The organism is Pedobacter sp. AK013 (assembly GCF_014205835.1).
Classification (GTDB): domain Bacteria; phylum Bacteroidota; class Bacteroidia; order Sphingobacteriales; family Sphingobacteriaceae; genus Pedobacter.
Genome location: NZ_JACHCQ010000002.1, coordinates 268,589 through 285,068, shown reverse-complemented (window position 1 = coordinate 285,068; position 16,480 = coordinate 268,589). Strand labels below are relative to the sequence as shown.

The 16,480-nt window shown below is 37.7% G+C and carries 13 protein-coding genes, 1 tRNA gene and 1 other RNA gene; 6 read left to right on the top strand and 9 right to left on the bottom strand.

The features are described from left to right. Position 1: 1 nt before the first annotated feature. Positions 2-4,501, bottom strand: coding sequence for a glutamate synthase large subunit (gene gltB / locus HDC90_RS02530; protein WP_184463548.1), 4,500 nt, complete (start codon positions 4,499-4,501; stop codon positions 2-4). Positions 4,502-4,924: 423 nt separating this feature from the next. On the opposite strand from gltB, the gene ffs reads away from it, so the two are divergent. Together ffs and fsa are read left to right on the top strand one after the other, a co-directional pair. Further along, positions 4,925-5,024, top strand: an RNA gene (ffs, locus tag HDC90_RS02525) — signal recognition particle sRNA small type. A 90-nt stretch (positions 5,025-5,114) separates the two neighbouring features. Further along, positions 5,115-5,774: a fructose-6-phosphate aldolase gene (gene fsa / locus HDC90_RS02520; protein ID WP_167294327.1), complete on the top strand. Its 660-nt coding sequence runs from the start codon at positions 5,115-5,117 to the stop codon at positions 5,772-5,774. 577 nt (positions 5,775-6,351) lie between these two features. Here fsa and HDC90_RS02515 read toward each other — a convergent pair. From HDC90_RS02515 to HDC90_RS02505, 3 genes are all read right to left on the bottom strand, one after another. Then, complete coding sequence (locus HDC90_RS02515) at positions 6,352-6,858, bottom strand: HAD-IIIA family hydrolase (RefSeq protein WP_184463542.1); 507 nt, start codon at positions 6,856-6,858, stop codon at positions 6,352-6,354. A 163-nt stretch (positions 6,859-7,021) separates the two neighbouring features. Beyond that, positions 7,022-8,308: a sugar MFS transporter gene (locus HDC90_RS02510; RefSeq protein ID WP_184463540.1), complete on the bottom strand. Its 1,287-nt coding sequence runs from the start codon at positions 8,306-8,308 to the stop codon at positions 7,022-7,024. Positions 8,309-8,410: 102 nt separating this feature from the next. Next, positions 8,411-9,529, bottom strand: a complete 1,119-nt coding sequence (locus tag HDC90_RS02505) for a formylglycine-generating enzyme family protein (protein WP_184463538.1) — start codon at positions 9,527-9,529, stop codon at positions 8,411-8,413. 183 nt (positions 9,530-9,712) lie between these two features. Between HDC90_RS02505 and HDC90_RS02500 the strand changes: the two genes are divergently transcribed. Further along, a tRNA-Lys gene (locus tag HDC90_RS02500) sits at positions 9,713-9,785 on the top strand. Positions 9,786-9,912: 127 nt separating this feature from the next. On the opposite strand, the gene HDC90_RS25650 is transcribed toward HDC90_RS02500, so the two are convergent. The 3 genes from HDC90_RS25650 to HDC90_RS02485 all read right to left on the bottom strand — a co-directional run bounded on the left by HDC90_RS25650 (position 9,913) and on the right by HDC90_RS02485 (position 12,312). Then, on the bottom strand, positions 9,913-10,053 hold the full coding sequence (locus HDC90_RS25650) for a transposase (protein WP_370576566.1): 141 nt from the start codon (positions 10,051-10,053) through the stop codon (positions 9,913-9,915). A gap of 264 nt (positions 10,054-10,317) precedes the next feature. Then, entirely contained in the window at positions 10,318-11,100 is a 783-nt protein-coding gene (locus HDC90_RS02490) for a C10 family peptidase (RefSeq protein WP_184463536.1), read from the bottom strand. 72 nt (positions 11,101-11,172) lie between these two features. Beyond that, positions 11,173-12,312, bottom strand: a complete 1,140-nt coding sequence (locus tag HDC90_RS02485) for an AraC family transcriptional regulator (RefSeq protein ID WP_184463534.1) — start codon at positions 12,310-12,312, stop codon at positions 11,173-11,175. A gap of 382 nt (positions 12,313-12,694) precedes the next feature. Here HDC90_RS02485 and HDC90_RS02480 point away from each other — a divergent pair, with 382 nt between their 5' ends. Together HDC90_RS02480 and HDC90_RS02475 are read left to right on the top strand one after the other, a co-directional pair. Continuing rightward, positions 12,695-13,411 carry a hypothetical protein gene (locus HDC90_RS02480; protein WP_184463532.1) on the top strand — a complete coding sequence of 239 codons (717 nt, stop codon included), beginning with the start codon at positions 12,695-12,697 and terminating at the stop codon, positions 13,409-13,411. Positions 13,412-13,421: 10 nt separating this feature from the next. Continuing rightward, positions 13,422-13,838, top strand: coding sequence for a hypothetical protein (locus tag HDC90_RS02475; protein ID WP_184463530.1), 417 nt, complete (start codon positions 13,422-13,424; stop codon positions 13,836-13,838). Positions 13,839-13,949: 111 nt separating this feature from the next. On the opposite strand, the gene HDC90_RS02470 is transcribed toward HDC90_RS02475, so the two are convergent. Beyond that, on the bottom strand, positions 13,950-14,543 hold the full coding sequence (locus HDC90_RS02470; RefSeq protein ID WP_221451778.1) for a hypothetical protein: 594 nt from the start codon (positions 14,541-14,543) through the stop codon (positions 13,950-13,952). Positions 14,544-14,808: 265 nt separating this feature from the next. Here HDC90_RS02470 and HDC90_RS02465 point away from each other — a divergent pair, with 265 nt between their 5' ends. Then, positions 14,809-15,555 carry a metallophosphoesterase gene (locus HDC90_RS02465; protein ID WP_184463526.1) on the top strand — a complete coding sequence of 249 codons (747 nt, stop codon included), beginning with the start codon at positions 14,809-14,811 and terminating at the stop codon, positions 15,553-15,555. Positions 15,556-15,644: 89 nt separating this feature from the next. Here the strand turns inward: HDC90_RS02465 and HDC90_RS02460 are convergent, their stop codons facing one another. Continuing rightward, on the bottom strand, positions 15,645-16,466 hold the full coding sequence (locus HDC90_RS02460) for a DUF4249 domain-containing protein (protein WP_184463524.1): 822 nt from the start codon (positions 16,464-16,466) through the stop codon (positions 15,645-15,647). Positions 16,467-16,480 lie beyond the last annotated feature (14 nt).

Genomic DNA, 16,480 nt, shown 5'->3' with positions numbered 1-16,480 from the left:
CCTAGTGTGTTTTTACTTGTTGATTACGTTTACTTAAAACTGCTTTGTATTCTTTAGGGAATACTTTTACGAAATGAGCAGACTGAGTTTTCCAATCGCTTAAGATAAACTCAGCTACTTTGCTATCCGTTAGGCGGATATGCGTTTTAAGTAAAGCTAAAATACGCTCTTCATCTTCAGCTTGCAACGGATCTAAATCAACCATTTCTTTGTTGCATTTGCGTGCAAAAGTTCCATTGGCATCATAAATCCAGGCTACACCACCACTCATACCAGCAGCGAAGTTGCTTCCAGTATCACCAAGAATCAGCACTTCACCACCTGTCATGTACTCACAACCGTGATCGCCAACTCCTTCAACAACGGCTGTTGCACCAGAGTTACGCACAGCGAAACGTTCACCTGCTTTACCACGGGCAAATAATTCACCAGATGTTGCGCCATAAAGGGCTACGTTACCGATTATGATATTTTGCTCAGGGATAAAAGTTGAATTTGAGAAAGGATAAATAGCCAGTCTGGCACCCGATAATCCTTTACCTACGTAATCGTTCGCTTCACCTTCTAGTGATAAAGTTACCCCGCGCGTATTAAAAGCCCCGAAACTCTGTCCGGCAGAACCTACAAATTTAAAGTTGATCGTATCTGGAGGTAAACCGGCACCTAAATGAACTTTCGATATTTCATTCGATAACATGGTACCCAGTGCACGGTCGGTATTTTTTACATCGAAGCTAGCAAATACAGGTTCGTTATGATCAATGGCAGGCTGTGCTGCAGCAATTAACTTATGATCTAAAACCTGATCTAAACCATGATCCTGACCTTCGGTATTAAATAAAGGCAAACCATTTTCTTCTGCTTTATATAATATAGCTGATAAATCAAGGTGTTTCAATTTCCAGTCTTCAGCAGGCAGTTCACGTAATTTTAAAATATCAGCTTGGCCAATCATTTCGTGGATGGTTCTGAAACCTAATTCAGCCATTATCTCACGTAATTCTTCAGCAAGGAAATAAAATAAGTTCACCACATGGTCTGCATCACCGGTGAAGAGTTTTCTTAATTCGGGATCTTGTGTTGCAACACCAACTGGGCACGTATTTAAGTGACATTTACGCATCATAATACATCCCGAAGTTACCAAGGCTGCCGTAGCCACTCCCCATTCTTCAGCGCCTAATAATGCTGCAATAGCAATATCTCTTCCTGTTTTAAGCTGCCCATCCGTTTGTAATACAATACGGTTACGCAGTTTGTTTTTAACCAATGTTTGGTGCGCTTCTGCTAAGCCTAACTCCCATGGTAAGCCAGCATGTTGGATCGAGGTTAAAGGGGAAGCTCCTGTTCCACCATCAAAACCAGATACCAAAATAACATCGGCATGAGCCTTAGCAACACCCGCCGCAATCGTTCCCACACCAGCTTTAGAAACCAATTTTACATTGATCCTGGCAGCACGGTTAGCATTTTTTAAATCAAAAATCAACTGAGCTAAATCTTCAATCGAGTAAATATCGTGGTGTGGCGGAGGAGAAATTAAACCAACCCCTGGTGTAGAGTGGCGGACTTTTGCAATCCAATCATCTACTTTGTGTCCCGGTAATTGACCACCTTCTCCTGGTTTAGCACCCTGAGCCATTTTTATCTGTAACTCATCAGCATTGGTTAAATAATAACTCGTTACACCAAAACGTGCGGAAGCAACTTGTTTAATAGCTGAACGCATGCTATCGCCATTTGGCAATTTAGTATAACGCATTTCATCTTCACCACCCTCTCCGGTATTGCTCTTTCCACCAATACGGTTCATGGCAATCGCTAAAGTAGAGTGTGCCTCATGTGAAATTGAACCGAAAGACATGGCTCCTGTTGCAAATCTTTTTAAGATCGATTCAGTAGATTCTACCTCATTTAAAGGTACAGATGGGCGACTATAGTTAAATTCGAACAATCCACGGATGGTATAAGCCTGTTGTGTTTGCTCATTCACCAACTTAGAGTATTGTTTGAAAATATTGTAATCGTTTTTACGTGTTGCGTTTTGCAACAAGTGAATGGTTTGCGGATTAAACAAATGCGCTTCACCTTTACGGCGGAATTTATATGTTCCACCTGCTGGCAACAAGTTTTCGGTCTGTGTTAACGGGCCAAAACTGCGATGATGCTTAATTAAAGTCTCTTTTGCAATTTCATCCAGGCCTAAACCACCAATACGCGAAACAGCGCCAGTGAAGTAAGTATTTACCACTTGTTTATTTAAACCTAAAATCTCGAAAATCTGTGCGCCCTGGTATGATTGTAAGGTTGAGATTCCCATTTTAGAGAAAATTTTAAGTAAACCACTATTTACCGCGTAGATATAGTTTTTAGTAAGCTGTTCTGCCGATAAACCCGATTCTTCCTGGAAACCGTTAATGGTTTCTAAAGCCAGGTAAGGGTTTATTGCAGTAACACCAAAGCCTAACAAAGTTGCAAAATGATGTACTTCCCAGATATCACCAGCCTCTATCACAATACCTACGGCACCACGGTATCCTTTACGGATTAAGTGATGATGTACCGCAGAAACGGCCAATAAAGAAGGCATTGCAGCATGCTCAGAGTCAATAGCTCTATCGGTTAATACAATAACCTGGAAACCATCTTCAACGGCATCAACTGCATAACGGCACAAACGGTCTAAGGCTTTTGCCATAGCGCCCGGCTTGCCATCGGCTCTGAAATAAGTCTGTAAAGTTTTCGCCTGGAAAACACCCGTATCAATACTTCTTAACTTCTCTAATTCCTGATTGGTTAGGATAGGATGTTTAATGGCTACACAGTGTGCCTGTTTTGGGGTTTCTTCTAACAAGTTACCCATGCTGCCCATAAAGCTGGCCAAACTCATTACCACCTTCTCTCTGATCGGATCAATTGGTGGGTTGGTTACCTGTGCAAATAATTGCTTAAAATAAGACGATAGGTGTTGCGGACGTTTTGACAAAATAGCCAATGGCGTATCGGTACCCATCGAGCCGATTGGTTCTTTTCCTTCAATAGCCATCGGTTTTAGCAAAAGATCTATATCTTCCCTGCTGTAACCAAAAACCTGTTGGTATTTAAATATAGATTCGGTAGATAAACCGGTGAACATTACACGTGGCTCTGGTAATTCCTCCAAACGGATCTGATATTGGTTAATCCAATCGCCGTAAGGGCTTTTACCACAAACTTCTTCTTTAATTTCGTTATCGCTGATAATTCTGCCTTGCTCCATATCAACCACGAACATTTTGCCAGGTGTTAAGCGGCCTTTTTCGATTATAGTACTTTGATCGATGGCTAATGCGCCAGCCTCAGAGCCCATAATTACGCGATCATCAGAGGTAATGGCATAACGCGAAGGGCGGAGACCATTACGATCTAAAGTAGCACCGATTAATTTACCGTCGGTAAAAGCAATCGCTGCAGGTCCATCCCATGGCTCCATTAAAGTAGCATGGAATTCGTAGAACGCCTTTTTAACAGGATCCATATCTTCGTTACCATCCCATGCCTCTGGTACCAACATCATTAATACATGAGGGAGGGTTCTTCCAGAGTGAAGTAATAATTCAATAACATTATCTAAACAGCCTGAATCTGAATTGGATTCGTCAATTACAGGCAATAACATATCTAATTCTTCTGGCGTAAAGTAAGTTGAAGCAAAAGACTTGACGCCTGCTCTAAACCAGTTTAAGTTTCCTTGCAAAGTGTTAATCTCGCCATTATGCGCAATAAAGCGGAATGGCTGGGCTAACCTCCATGAAGGGAAAGTATTGGTTGCAAAACGTGAGTGAACTAGACCTAAAGCAGAAACCATACGCTTATCGGTAAGATCAGTAAAGTATGTACGTACCTGTAATGAAGTAAGCTGACCTTTATATATAATGGTTTGCGCAGAAAGCGAAACAATATAAAAATCTTTACCACCATGAACAGTGTTTACGATCAATTTAATCAGGTAATTTTTAAAAATATAAAGTTTACGCTCGAAATCTGCCCCTGGTGCTACGGCATAAGGGCGGGCAATGAATACCTGCTCAATTTCTGGTTCAACAGAAAGGGCCATATTACCGATATCTGTAGTATCAACGTCAACTTTTCTAAAACCTAAAATTTCAAGGCCTAATTTTTCGGCGGCACGGTAAATCAATTCTCTGCACTCTTCTCTTGATCTGATATCTTTTGGCATAAATAACATACCTACACCATAATTATTGGTTTCAGGTAGGCTAAAGCCAGCTTTTAAACATTCGTCGTAAAAAAATTCGTGAGGAATCTGAATCATAATACCGGCTCCATCGCCTGTATTTGGTTCTGCTCCACATGCCCCTCTATGATCTAGATTCTCTAAAATAGTAAGTGCATCAGAGATGATTTGATGCGATTTTCGCCCTTTCACATGTGCAACGAACCCAATACCGCAGGCATCGTGTTCAAATTGCGCATCGTACAATCCACTGTTTGGTTCCATTCTTTGCTCGTTAGTTGTTAGTGTATAGGAAACACTAAGATACGAAAAACAAATTTTAAATTACAGAGTTGACACGATTTTTAGAAAAATTTTAGTCCTTAAGTAATTTAAAGCGATTAGATTAAAAAAATGGTAATGATAGTGGTTAATATTTATTAAATTTATAATGGTGATATTGCGCAATAAATTCGTTTTTTCCGCTAAATTCAAACATAAATCGTTTTTATTGTTGCTTTATTTATAAATACTTTCTTTATAAATGAATTTTTCGTTCAAAAATTATTTATCCTGTATTCTCCTCCTAATTATTAAAAAATACTCATTTTAATTTTATTAATTTACTAATCAGCCAGATAGCCTAAAAGAGAAAAAAAATACAAAAATGCATTTCGCGAAACAACTTCTTTTTCTACCTTTGTGCCCGGGCAAGTCTTTTACGACCAGCTCCCTTTGAACTCCCCCAGGGTGGGAACACAGCAAGGGTAGAAGGTTGTAGCGGTGCGATAGAAGGTGCTTGCCCTTTTTTTACCCCCTAACCCCCTGAAGGGGGGATATTAAATTCTTCAGGGATTCTAGCAGCAGAACCTAATAATCATTTTAAGAGTTTATAAACATGAAATTTTTTATTGACACAGCAAATCTTGATCAAATCAAAGAAGCGCAAGATCTTGGCATTTTAGATGGCGTAACCACCAATCCTAGCTTAATGGCGAAAGAAGGTATTACTGGCGAACAAAATGTAATTAACCATTATAAAGCTATTTGCGATATTGTTGATGATAACGTAAGTGCTGAAGTTATTTCTACAACTTTTGATGAAATTGTTAAAGAAGGTGAAGCTTTAGCAGCCTTAAATCCAAAAATCGTAGTTAAAGTTCCAATGATTAAAGATGGTGTTAAAGCCATTAAGTATTTCTCTTCAAAAGGAATTAAAACAAATTGTACTTTAATTTTCTCTGCAGGCCAGGCTTTATTGGCTGCCAAAGCAGGTGCTACTTATGTTTCTCCATTTTTAGGCCGTTTAGATGATATTTCTAGCGATGGCTTGGTTTTAATTGAAGATATCAGAACTATTTTTGATAACTATGGTTACGAAACTCAGATTTTAGCGGCATCAATCCGTGGCCCATTACACATTGTAAACTGTGCTAAATTAGGTGCCGATGTAATTACTGCACCATTAGCTGCAATTGTTGGTTTGTTAAAACACCCACTAACGGATAGCGGTTTAGCTACATTTTTAGCTGACCACGCTAAAGCAGCTGGAAAATAAGTTTTGAGCCTGGAACGTTGATTCCTGGTATATGAAAAAATCCTAAGTTATTATTTAACTTAGGATTTTTTGTTTTTATAGATAATGTAAGAGTTATAATGTATGACAGGCAAATTGCAATTTATATTATCGCTTTATCTTTTCTCTTTTTGGAGCGCAAAAACAGTGCTTAAAGGTACCTGTGGTCCTGCTTTCCATTATATTCCGGGAAATTTTGATAAAGATAAATTAATCTGAAATCGGAATGCCATTTTAATCAGATCTAGGTGGCCAGGTATCTTACGAAATCTCAAAGGGCAAGCGCTTGGAAAGATTTCGTAAGTGTTAGTTAGAAAAAACGTAATGTAATTTCGTAAGTCGTCGCGTTGTGTTGCGTTAACGATGGAAACGGCATCCTTTTTGGCTGGCATGCTGAGCGCAGTCGAAGGACAGCCAAAAAGATATAGTGTACAGCGTGTTAAAACGCTCAAACCATTAAAATGGATGGTGGGCAAATTGCAGGCTACATCTCCCATATTACATCCTTTTTAATCATTAAGGTTGGTATGGGCGATTTGCTTATTCCAAATTCCGAACGCTAAACTAAAGATTCTCTTTTCAATGCCTCTTTAACCTTCTCATAACTAATCTGCTCATCAGGTTCGATCAGGATTCCTTTCACTCCTGCCCCATTTGCAGCTTCAACATCCCGTGGTTTATCACCGATCATAATAGATTGTGCCGGGTCAATATCGTACATATCAATGGCATCTAAAATCATTCCAGAAGCCGGTTTTCTGCATTTGCATTCGCCACCAACAGTTGGATGATGCGGGCAATAGTAAAAGCCAGCAATATCGGCCCCTTTAGCTACAAAAGCATTACGGAGCATTTGGTGCATAATAGCCAATTCTTGCTCAGTATAACGCTTTAAGGCAATACCGCCCTGGTTGGTAATTACAATTAAAAGATAACCTTCATCGAATAGTTTTTTTAATACTGGAATTTGGTAATCTAAGATTTTAAAATCTTCAACGCGGCAGATGTAATCGTATATTTCGTGATTAAGCACACCATCGCGGTCGAGAAAAATAGCTTTATTCATTATTGGGGTATGAGTATTGTAATATTAAGTATCAAGATTTGAGTATTGCGCATCAAGTTTCAACCTCTGATATAATTTGGGTAAAATAACTGAAAATTAAGGACAAAAGAAAGCCCGATCTAATTAAAGATCGGGCTTAATCATAAAATTTATTTGGTTTGGGTTATTTTAAATTCAATCCGGCTTTGTGGCCTTTGATGGCGAAAAACAGGATGTATAAGTAGCAAGGCAATACGGTTAACAGATAGGCCAACTGGAAGTGTATGTGTAATTTTTCATTTAAAAATGCATATAACAAAGGCATAATTGCTCCGCCTGCTATACCCATAACCATAATGGCTGAGCCGATTTTTGTGAATTTGCCTAAATGGCTAATGCCCAGCGGGAAAATTGCAGGCCACATTAGTGAATTTGCCAAGCCTAATAAGGCTACAAAAATTACAGCAAACCAACTCGAAATAGCAAAAGATAAAATGGTAAATATAATGCCTAAAATGGCACAAATTCTAAGGGCTTTTTGTTGAGAGATGTACTTTGGAATGGTAATGATACCGATAATATAGCCAATTAACATACTAAATAGGGTTATGGAGGTTAATTTACCGCTAATCTCCGTACTGATACCTAATTCACGACCGTAAATACCGATAATATCACCTGCCATTACCTCAGCTCCAACGTATACAAAAATACAAAGGGCGCCAAGGAATAAGTGTGGAAACTGAAAAATGCTTTTATGTTTTACCACCTCTCCTTTGGTTTCGTCGATCACATCTTCTTCTACCTCAACTTCTGGAAGGTCAGTGAATTTAATAAAAACTGCAAAAAGGCAGAAAACGATTGCCAAAACAATATAAGGCATATTTACACGGCCTAAAACATCATTTAATAGCTGCTCGTGAACAGCGCCGGTAGCAGCTTTGATCTGTTTTTCTACTTCTGAAGCATTTTTCAAAAACAAAGTGCCCATAATCAAAGGCACAATCATTCCGGCAAACTTATTACAGATACCGGCGATACTGATACGTTTTGCCGCACTTTCTATGGGACCAATAATGGTGAGGTAAGGGTTTGATGCAGTTTGCAGCAAAGCTAATGCCGCCCCCTGAACAAAAATACCGGTTAAAAACAAGCCAAAAGTTCTGGTTTGGGCTGCAGGTATAAATATCAATGAGCCCAGGCCTAAAATTACTAAACCTAAAACAATTCCATTCTTAAAACCAACTTTCTTTAATATCCACGATGATGGCAAAGCTAAAAAGAAGTAGGCCATATACGATGCAAAGGTTACGAAGAAGGCCTGTAAGTTTGATAATCCGAAAGATAATTTAAAGAAAGGAATTAATGTTCCGTTTGCCCAGGTTACAAAGCCAAAAATAAAGAATAGAGCACAAATAATAATAAGTGGTTTTGGCCCTTGCGTTTGACCTGATTTTGTTGTTTGTTGCATAAAGTTTTGGTTCGGTTTAATTTGTTTGGGCCAAACTAAACAATAATATTTAATAAATATGTATCAAACGTTTGCGTAATTTTAACTTTAACAAAAAAGGGCTTAGTTGGTGCTTACGCACCTAAATCCTGTATGTTCTAAGCCTGTATCAACAGAAGTTTTCATTCTGGAAGTTACCCGGTAACCTTTACAATAAGAGGCGTTACACATAAAAGAACCACCCCTTACCACTCTTTTAGGTATAGTTGGTTCCATAGGGTCGTAGCTATCTGATGGGCCTTTGGGATTGTTGCTTAATCCTGAAAGCGTACTATAATAATCAGGGCGGTACCAATCGCTGCACCACTCCCATACATTGCCTGCCATATCATAAAGCCCATAACCATTTGGTTTAAATTTTTTGACCGCAGCTAAACCACTAAAACCATCCCAATTGGTGTTTTTAAGCGGAAAGTTTCCCTGCCAGGTATTGGCTTTTACTTTACCTTTCTCTATATCTTCATTCCCCCATGGATATTTTTCATTTTTCAAGGCGCCTCTTGCGGCATACTCCCATTCTGCTTCTGTTGGTAAACGTTTACCCGCCCATTTACAATAAGCCATGGCATCATCCCAGGATACATGTACAACCGGAAAGTTTTCTTTTCCTTTAATATTGCTATTTGGGCCATGAGGGTGTTTCCAATCGGCACCTTTAACCCAACGCCACCATTGCGAGGCATCATTTAGGGTGGTAATAGTTTTAGGTTGATAGAAAACCAATGATGCCGCAACAAAAACACTGTCTGGTGGTTTTGGTGTACCTGCAGGAAGTTGTTTTTTCATCTCTTCCCAGTCTGGTTTACGTTCAGCAGTAGTTTTATAGCCGGTTGCATCTACAAATTTTTTAAAACTGGCATTGGTTACTTCGGTAGCATCAATCCAGAAAGAAGATACTTTAACCTGATGTTGGGGGTATTCATCATCCCTGCCCTCTTTATCTGATGCGCCCATGGCAAATTCGCCAGCGGGAATCAAAACCATACCATCGTGACTTACTTTATTGCCCGCAAAACTCGAAGAATCCCTTACTGCACCAAATCGGCTGGGCATATTCTTTTCACATGATGCCAGGGAATCTTGTTTATGTCTTACCTTTTCTGCTTCTTTAGCTTTATTAGATTGGCAGGATAATATGGAGAGTGTTGGTAAAAAAAGTAAGGCAAGAAGTAATCTACGCATAGGAGGATATTAAATTAGGAGCGATAAAAATATCAAATCTATTTAAAAAAGAGAAAGCAAATAAATAATTCGCCTATAAATCAATACACTAACGCATTTGGCTATTTTTTATTTGCAAGAAATGCTTCATAACCCTATATTTGCACCACTTTAAAGGAAACGGATAACGTTTTTAACAAAGTAGATTCCGTAGCTCAGCTGGTAGAGCATTACACTTTTAATGTAGTGGTCCTGGGTTCGAATCCCAGCGGGATCACAGAAGATAGTATCAAAACTACGTAAAAGCTTGCAAATCAAATGATTGCAAGCTTTTTTGTTTTACCGGAAACACCAAAATATGCAATAATTCGGGATCAAGCGGAAAAGTTGGGGGGGATGTTTTTTTAAGCATATATTTTCGACAATCTGAATAAGAAGAATTTAATATCCCTTACACCTCTTGAGGTTGCCCTAAAAGCTTTGATCTTGGCATTGAAAGATTCTGCTGAAGCGTTTGTTGCTCTGTTGATAAAGAAGTTAAGGATATACAGATAATGTGACTGGATTGATCTGGCAACAGTCCTGAAGGAGTCAATTCCAATACTTCAACTTCATTATACCATATTTCGAGTCTTTTAAAGGCCTGCTCTTTGCTTTACACCGTCTAAATGCTATTTCTGCCTTGTTCAAAGTATTCCTGCTTAGGGCTTTTAAAATTACAGGGTATTAGGAAACTAGTTTAGAACAATCTCTGCTATCTTCGAATTTGAATTTAATAGTTCTAAGATTAGCGATGATTTTAAGGTTTGTTAATCTTGTATAGGCTCGAATGTATAAAGCACTCTTAGATTATCATCGTTGGCCTGTAAGATAAAAGAATCAAAATTATACCACCCATCCTGCGGACCTCCCTGACCTTGGTTAAGATGCATGATTAGTTTGTTATTTTCGATTCTGTAAGCATCGATTACAACCGTATGTCCGAAGCCTTTAAGGTCTGAAAAATGGAGCATTAACGGTCTTTTGAGGTCTAGCTCATGGCTAATGACCTTTTTTAGCTTGCCAAAACTATAAGGGAATGTATGTCTCCACGAGATATATCTAGTAGCCTTCACTTTATAGTGCTGCTCGAACAAGGAAGAGGGCGCAAGTTTGTTCATGTACCGATCTGTACCAAAATCCTTGCGAACCACGAGGGCAGCATAATAATTATACCTTGCGGTAACATCAAGAGCGGATTGTGTTGTGCTACTATCTATTGATTTGACCAACTTTTTAATGTCAACACTAGCACTGTCAATCTTTTCGTTGATCACATAGCCATTTCTTGAAACATAAGATACTTTTCCAAAAGGCTTGAGCTGGTGATAATAAACAATCTGTGCAAGGGCTGTGCTCCAACAGCCCAACCTTAAATGATCTGGTGTGTATTTTTCGAAGCCTCCCATTTGCTTCCATTTGGTTTCAACGAGGATGCTATCGTTTATTGGTGATGTTGTGTTCCTAGTTAACTGAAAGGATGTTCCAAAGACTAGGTAAGACACTGCGGTAAATGCAGTAATGCCTAATAAAATTTTTATGCCCATTTTCATGTAATTGATTTTTAACAAATGAATGATAAATGGAATGTTATAACTTCTCAAAATCAGTTTTGAGAGTAAATATTATTTTTCAATTCGATTTTTGAGGAGATACTCTTTAGGCGAATAACCGACTTCAGCTTTAAAGATGCGATAGAAACTGGCTTCAGAGTTGAAACCACATTCAAGAGCAATTCCTAAAAGAGATAGGTGTTCATAAGCGGGATCTAGTAGTCTGATTTTTACCTCGCTTACTCGATATTCATTGACCAATGATCTAAAGGTTTTGCCCAATAGCTGGTTGATGGTTGCTGATGCCAAGCCTGGGCTTAACCCAAGCTGCTGCGACATTTTTAATAAGGTAAGCTCATTATCTAAGAAAATCTTCTTTTCCGCCAACACACTTAGAATTATCATTTTGGCAGCTTCTAAGTCTGAATTTTCATATTTCGCTTGTTTTTCTACCGGCTGTTCAAGTATTAATTGTTCTTCCGTAATAATTTCAGTTTTAAACGTCAGGGCTTTTATTCCCAAATAGTAGATTAGAAAAGTTAGATATAAATAAAAGAATTGCCATCTGAAAAATGTTTTCCTGCTTGGATAGACGTTATCGATTAGAACATTGACAAAAAGACTAAAGCCCAGAAGCGCTGTTACTACTAACATATTTCGAAGCCAGTTTAGTGTGGGGTATCGGGTGTCCGAAGTAAACTGATGTAACCAGTGTTGATATTTTTTAAGATAAATAAAGCAGAGGTAGCCATAAATGAAAGCACTCCCAACAGAAAGTACATCCTCAACAACTTTAACCTGATTGAAGTACCATTGTGCAGCAACCATATCCTTTTGGTGAAGATTGTCAATAGGTAACACCGCTAAATAAACCAGGAGCGAATGGATGAAGAACAATGCAGGTGGCAGTAAGTGGAATAACAATTTAACTTTGAATTCAAAATTAGGCTTAGTAAGCGAATAGACATACAAAAATAGAATCGGTTGGATGAGCAGGTCGATTCCAAGGGGGAAATAACGGAGAAAAGGCTTATCCCATAATTGTAAAGTGTGAATCTCTATTTTAAAACTTAAGATGCATAACACCAAAATAATTGCAATAAGTAGTGTTTTATGAAGTTCATTTGCTCTATTAAAAATCAGCACCATACAGGAAATTATTCCCTGCATAATACCAAAAAGAACGATGAGATCAAACCAGTTAAATGACATGCTTGTTTTTATCGCACTAATGTATTAATTCTTTATAGCTACTCTTATAATTTTGTGTGCCAACTTTGTTAAAACTCTTCGTTCAGCGGGTAAAAAGTAAAAATAACCAATTTAAAGCCTATTTAGCTCTATAGGACGTAGTACTCCCAAAAGGAAATTTGACGCTGGCCTTGAAATTGGTTCAGGAAAAATGAACAATTTGGATAACTTCCTTGCAATAGAGTTCAAAACTGGCTTGTTTTGTTGTGTAGTGATTATTCTTATTCATTGTATATTTTGGTGTAAAAATATATTAGATTCGTCATACGGTTTCATATCTGAATTTTACGCGATCATCCTTCTTTTTTTGAAACCATAATTTTAATAAACCAAACTAACAACTATGAAAAATTTATTCAAGTACCTGCTGCTTTTAAACATTACCTTATTTTCTGTGGCTTGTCGCTCAGATAAGGACGACCTATTAAATGAACAGCCGAACAAACCGGCCACTGAGTTTTACAAAAACGCAAACGAACTGGCCACGACCTATGATCCGTCGAACGTTGTAACTCAGACCGTGAGAGATCGTGTTTACGATTTATATAAGTCGCAAAAGTGGGGCGAACTGGAAAACTTATTTATAAACAACAATTTAAATGAAAAATGGCCGCCTGCAAACGGAGGTTTCAATATAGTAGATGATACGCCGATCACCACCGGACAAAAATATGATAGGTACAGTAATGGGATCGGAACTTATAGCGGAACAGGAGCTCCGACTTTGGGAGGTAGCTTCACAAGTCCGATCATCAATGGATCTGCGTATACATTCGGGCAAAGGGCCTTGAACCAACCAGAAAATTCGTATGATTTTTATTATGAAATCGAAGTTTTAAATAATTCACTAAATTTCGGGGGGCAAACAGCAGACATTATTCCCTGGTTTAATCAGGTAGGTTATGGCAAGCAGACCATGTGGAAAATCCCGATAGATCCGGCGACTGGCTACCAAAAAACCTGGAATAAATTGGCCCAGGAAGGATATATCAAAGTAACAATTAAGAGAAATCCCAGTGGAAAATATCCTGGAGCAGTGGGGGTAGTTATTGCAAAATAAAATAATTTAGATGTATTCAATTTTAAAAAAAATATCCATTGAAGAACAGGTCTCTGTTGAAAAAGACACATTCAGTAATGCTGAAATCGGTCACTTAGCTGAAGTAAAATTCAACTGTTGCAATTGCGGACATGAAAACACCATTAAAATAACGCCATACGAATCAGGCTTTCCGATTTTTCAATTGTATAATGAAGAAAAAGTTTTAGCTAAAAATGAATTACTAAGAAATAAAATTGTTTCCGAAACCTCAAAAAATTCACTTTATTTTGGAGAATTAACGGTAAATGATTTACCGACATTATACTTTGGAACAGATTGCCCATCCTGCCGTTCAAAATATATTTGTGTTTTCAGTTATGGTGAAAAACAACCTGGACTAACTTTGCTTACCATTTCTGGGGTATGGAAATATAACGAAATTTAACACTGTATTAGGGTGTTAAAGAATTTGAGGAAAATTGTTAAAGCCTGATAGTTTCTATCGGGCTTTTGTTTTTAGGGGTTATATCAACGCTATTAATTAATAAACAATGGATCAATCTTCTTTAGTTACTTTTACGTCTGTAAAGTGACCTAGTGTTCCGGGACCGATCCATAACCCAATGCTTCCTCTTGTATCTTTGCCTTGCTTTAAGTCATTTACAATCAATGTTGGCTGAGTAGCACCGTTAACATATAGCCTGGCAATTTCATCCTTCACTACAATTTTTATTTTGATCCATTCGGCCGGCAATATATCTACGTATGCTTCGTACTGTCCTGGTGTTTCTTTTCTTAATTTTTCCCACGGATATCCAGGAATAGAAATGTACTGACTTGAGTGGTTTCTGCGTACTTGATCATTCGCCCGACCATTAGTGGGGCGTAAATAAAAAACCTCCATTTTGGAAGCATTTAAAGCTGCTCTAAACGCAATACCTACAAATCCACGCGCTGTTTCACCAGCATTTGCAAGCGTTTGACCACTAATTGTAGCTTCAATTATGCCATTATGAAAATCAATATCCTTCAAGATTGCAAGTGTATTGTCTCCATTAGCTTCACCCTGTATTTCCAAGGCTAATGCATTTTTACTTTTAAAGATAGATTTTTTAACAGTTACCTGAAATGGAATTACGTCAGATGGCATTATTGCATTTTTTTGTGCTTTAGATTTCAAACTAAACGCTAAGCTTAACACCAATATAGATAATAGCTTTTTATTCATATGAGATGATCCTCCAGTATTTTGGTATAGCTAAAATAAGGAAAATAATGTTTTCGGATGTCTATTCCGTAACGGTTAAATAGAAATGTAAATTGCGGCGTCGTTCCAGGAGAGATTAAGTTGAGAGAAGAACAGCATATGATTTTCCTTAATTAATATCTACTTTAGCCATTACACGAATAAAGAAATGAAGGTAAAGATAATCAGCGACCTACATCATGAATTTGGAATTTCCGATTTGGACTTCAGTAATGTTGATGTTGTTATCTTAGCTGGTGATACAGACTTGGGTACCAAGGGAATAGAATGGGTTAAGAAAAACATAAGTGATAAGCCTGTAATTTATCTTTTGGGAAATCATGAATACTATAAAGGTTCATACCCCAAGACACTTAATAAAATAATCAAGCAATCGTACGATACAAATATAACTGTTCTTGAAAATAATATGATAGCGCTTGAAGGTATTAGGTTTCATGGCGCTACTTTATGGACAGATTTTTCTTTATTTGGAAGTCCTGTTGAATATGGTATTATCTGTCAGGCCCAAATGAACGACTATAAGCAAATCCGTAAAGATCCAGCATATTCTAAACTTAGAACGATTGACACCTATCAAATCCACCAGGTATCAAAATTATGGTTGCAGAAGAGTCTGGAGGAGTCAATTGGTTATAAAAATGTTGTAATTACGCACCATGCGCCAAGCATAAAATCAATACCTGAACGCTATAAAAATGATCCAATATCTTCAGCATACGCTTCTAATTTGGAAGACATTATTATAAAATATCAGCCTGATTACTGGATTCACGGCCACATTCATACACCTGTGAGATATAAAATTGGCAAAACTGAAATTATATGTAATCCACATGGTTATCTTAGTGAGATGTATAATGGATATAATAAAGATTTGATTATTGAGATTTAAAATTTTGGACTTGTGTTGGTTAACTCATTCCTCTTCTCATTATTAATTGATTGAAGCTAAGTACATGCAATATCCAATAATCTACTTAATTATTGGATTACATAATCCTTTACGGCTACTTCCGATAACCTGAAATATCCATAAGCGAAATTTGCAAAATGGGTCTGATTAATGATATTTCCTCTCACCGAGCCTGGGGCTGTTTGAAACGGACCATTTTCAGCTCCTGCAGCGGCTAACAATTTCCTGAAATAATCATAATATCTTTTAGAAATCCCATAGAGCCTGATGTTTATCTTATCCCCAGCTTTCAGGTCTTTATCAGAAAAATATTCCTGCATCAGGTTGCCTTGACTTTTATTGTCATCTTTAGCTTTATAATCAGGAAACTTTGATACAGGTGATGCAATACGATGAAGATAGTAATTCTCCTCGTTGCCATTATCCTGGTAGTAATATTTAATTTCCACCTCATCACCTCCAAATCCGCCGGTATTATTTTGTTCTATCTTATTTTCAATATCCGGAACACCCAAACAAGTTTCGGTTGCGGTATAAATGTCTCCATTTAAAACCACTTTTAAAGTATAGGTTTCGCCAATAACCGGATGGAAATTGGAGCAGTTATATTCTCCCGTACCAGGATTTTCTACAAAGCTAAAAACAGTATTGGCTGCATCTGTTATCACTATATTTGCTCCCGAAACAGTTGGAAATACTGCATTGTAATATCCGGTTGTAGTAGAGAGTTTGATTTTCTGCTCATTGCCTGTTGTGCCCTTTATCCAGTCAATCGATGCATCAATGACCAATTTCGGCGCTGCTGTTGCTAAATCCACTTCTATTACTTTTGTGCAAGACAGCAGAAAAAAGCAGCATGAAATGATAAGGTATTTAAGTATATTTTTCATTTTTATATAATTTG

Bases quoted from the DNA above. Each gene is read 5' to 3' on its own strand.
- gltB (WP_184463548.1), bottom strand. From the start codon at position 4,501: ATGGAACCAAACAGTGGATTGTACGATGCGCAATTTGAACACGATGCC.
- fsa (WP_167294327.1), top strand. From the start codon at position 5,115: ATGAAATTTTTTATTGACACAGCAAATCTTGATCAAATCAAAGAAGCG.
- HDC90_RS02515 (WP_184463542.1), bottom strand. From the start codon at position 6,858: ATGAATAAAGCTATTTTTCTCGACCGCGATGGTGTGCTTAATCACGAA.
- HDC90_RS02510 (WP_184463540.1), bottom strand. From the start codon at position 8,308: ATGCAACAAACAACAAAATCAGGTCAAACGCAAGGGCCAAAACCACTT.
- HDC90_RS02505 (WP_184463538.1), bottom strand. From the start codon at position 9,529: ATGCGTAGATTACTTCTTGCCTTACTTTTTTTACCAACACTCTCCATA.
- HDC90_RS02490 (WP_184463536.1), bottom strand. From the start codon at position 11,100: ATGAAAATGGGCATAAAAATTTTATTAGGCATTACTGCATTTACCGCA.
- HDC90_RS02485 (WP_184463534.1), bottom strand. From the start codon at position 12,312: ATGTCATTTAACTGGTTTGATCTCATCGTTCTTTTTGGTATTATGCAG.
- HDC90_RS02480 (WP_184463532.1), top strand. From the start codon at position 12,695: ATGAAAAATTTATTCAAGTACCTGCTGCTTTTAAACATTACCTTATTT.
- HDC90_RS02475 (WP_184463530.1), top strand. From the start codon at position 13,422: ATGTATTCAATTTTAAAAAAAATATCCATTGAAGAACAGGTCTCTGTT.
- HDC90_RS02470 (WP_221451778.1), bottom strand. From the start codon at position 14,543: ATGCCATCTGACGTAATTCCATTTCAGGTAACTGTTAAAAAATCTATC.
- HDC90_RS02465 (WP_184463526.1), top strand. From the start codon at position 14,809: ATGAAGGTAAAGATAATCAGCGACCTACATCATGAATTTGGAATTTCC.
- HDC90_RS02460 (WP_184463524.1), bottom strand. From the start codon at position 16,466: ATGAAAAATATACTTAAATACCTTATCATTTCATGCTGCTTTTTTCTG.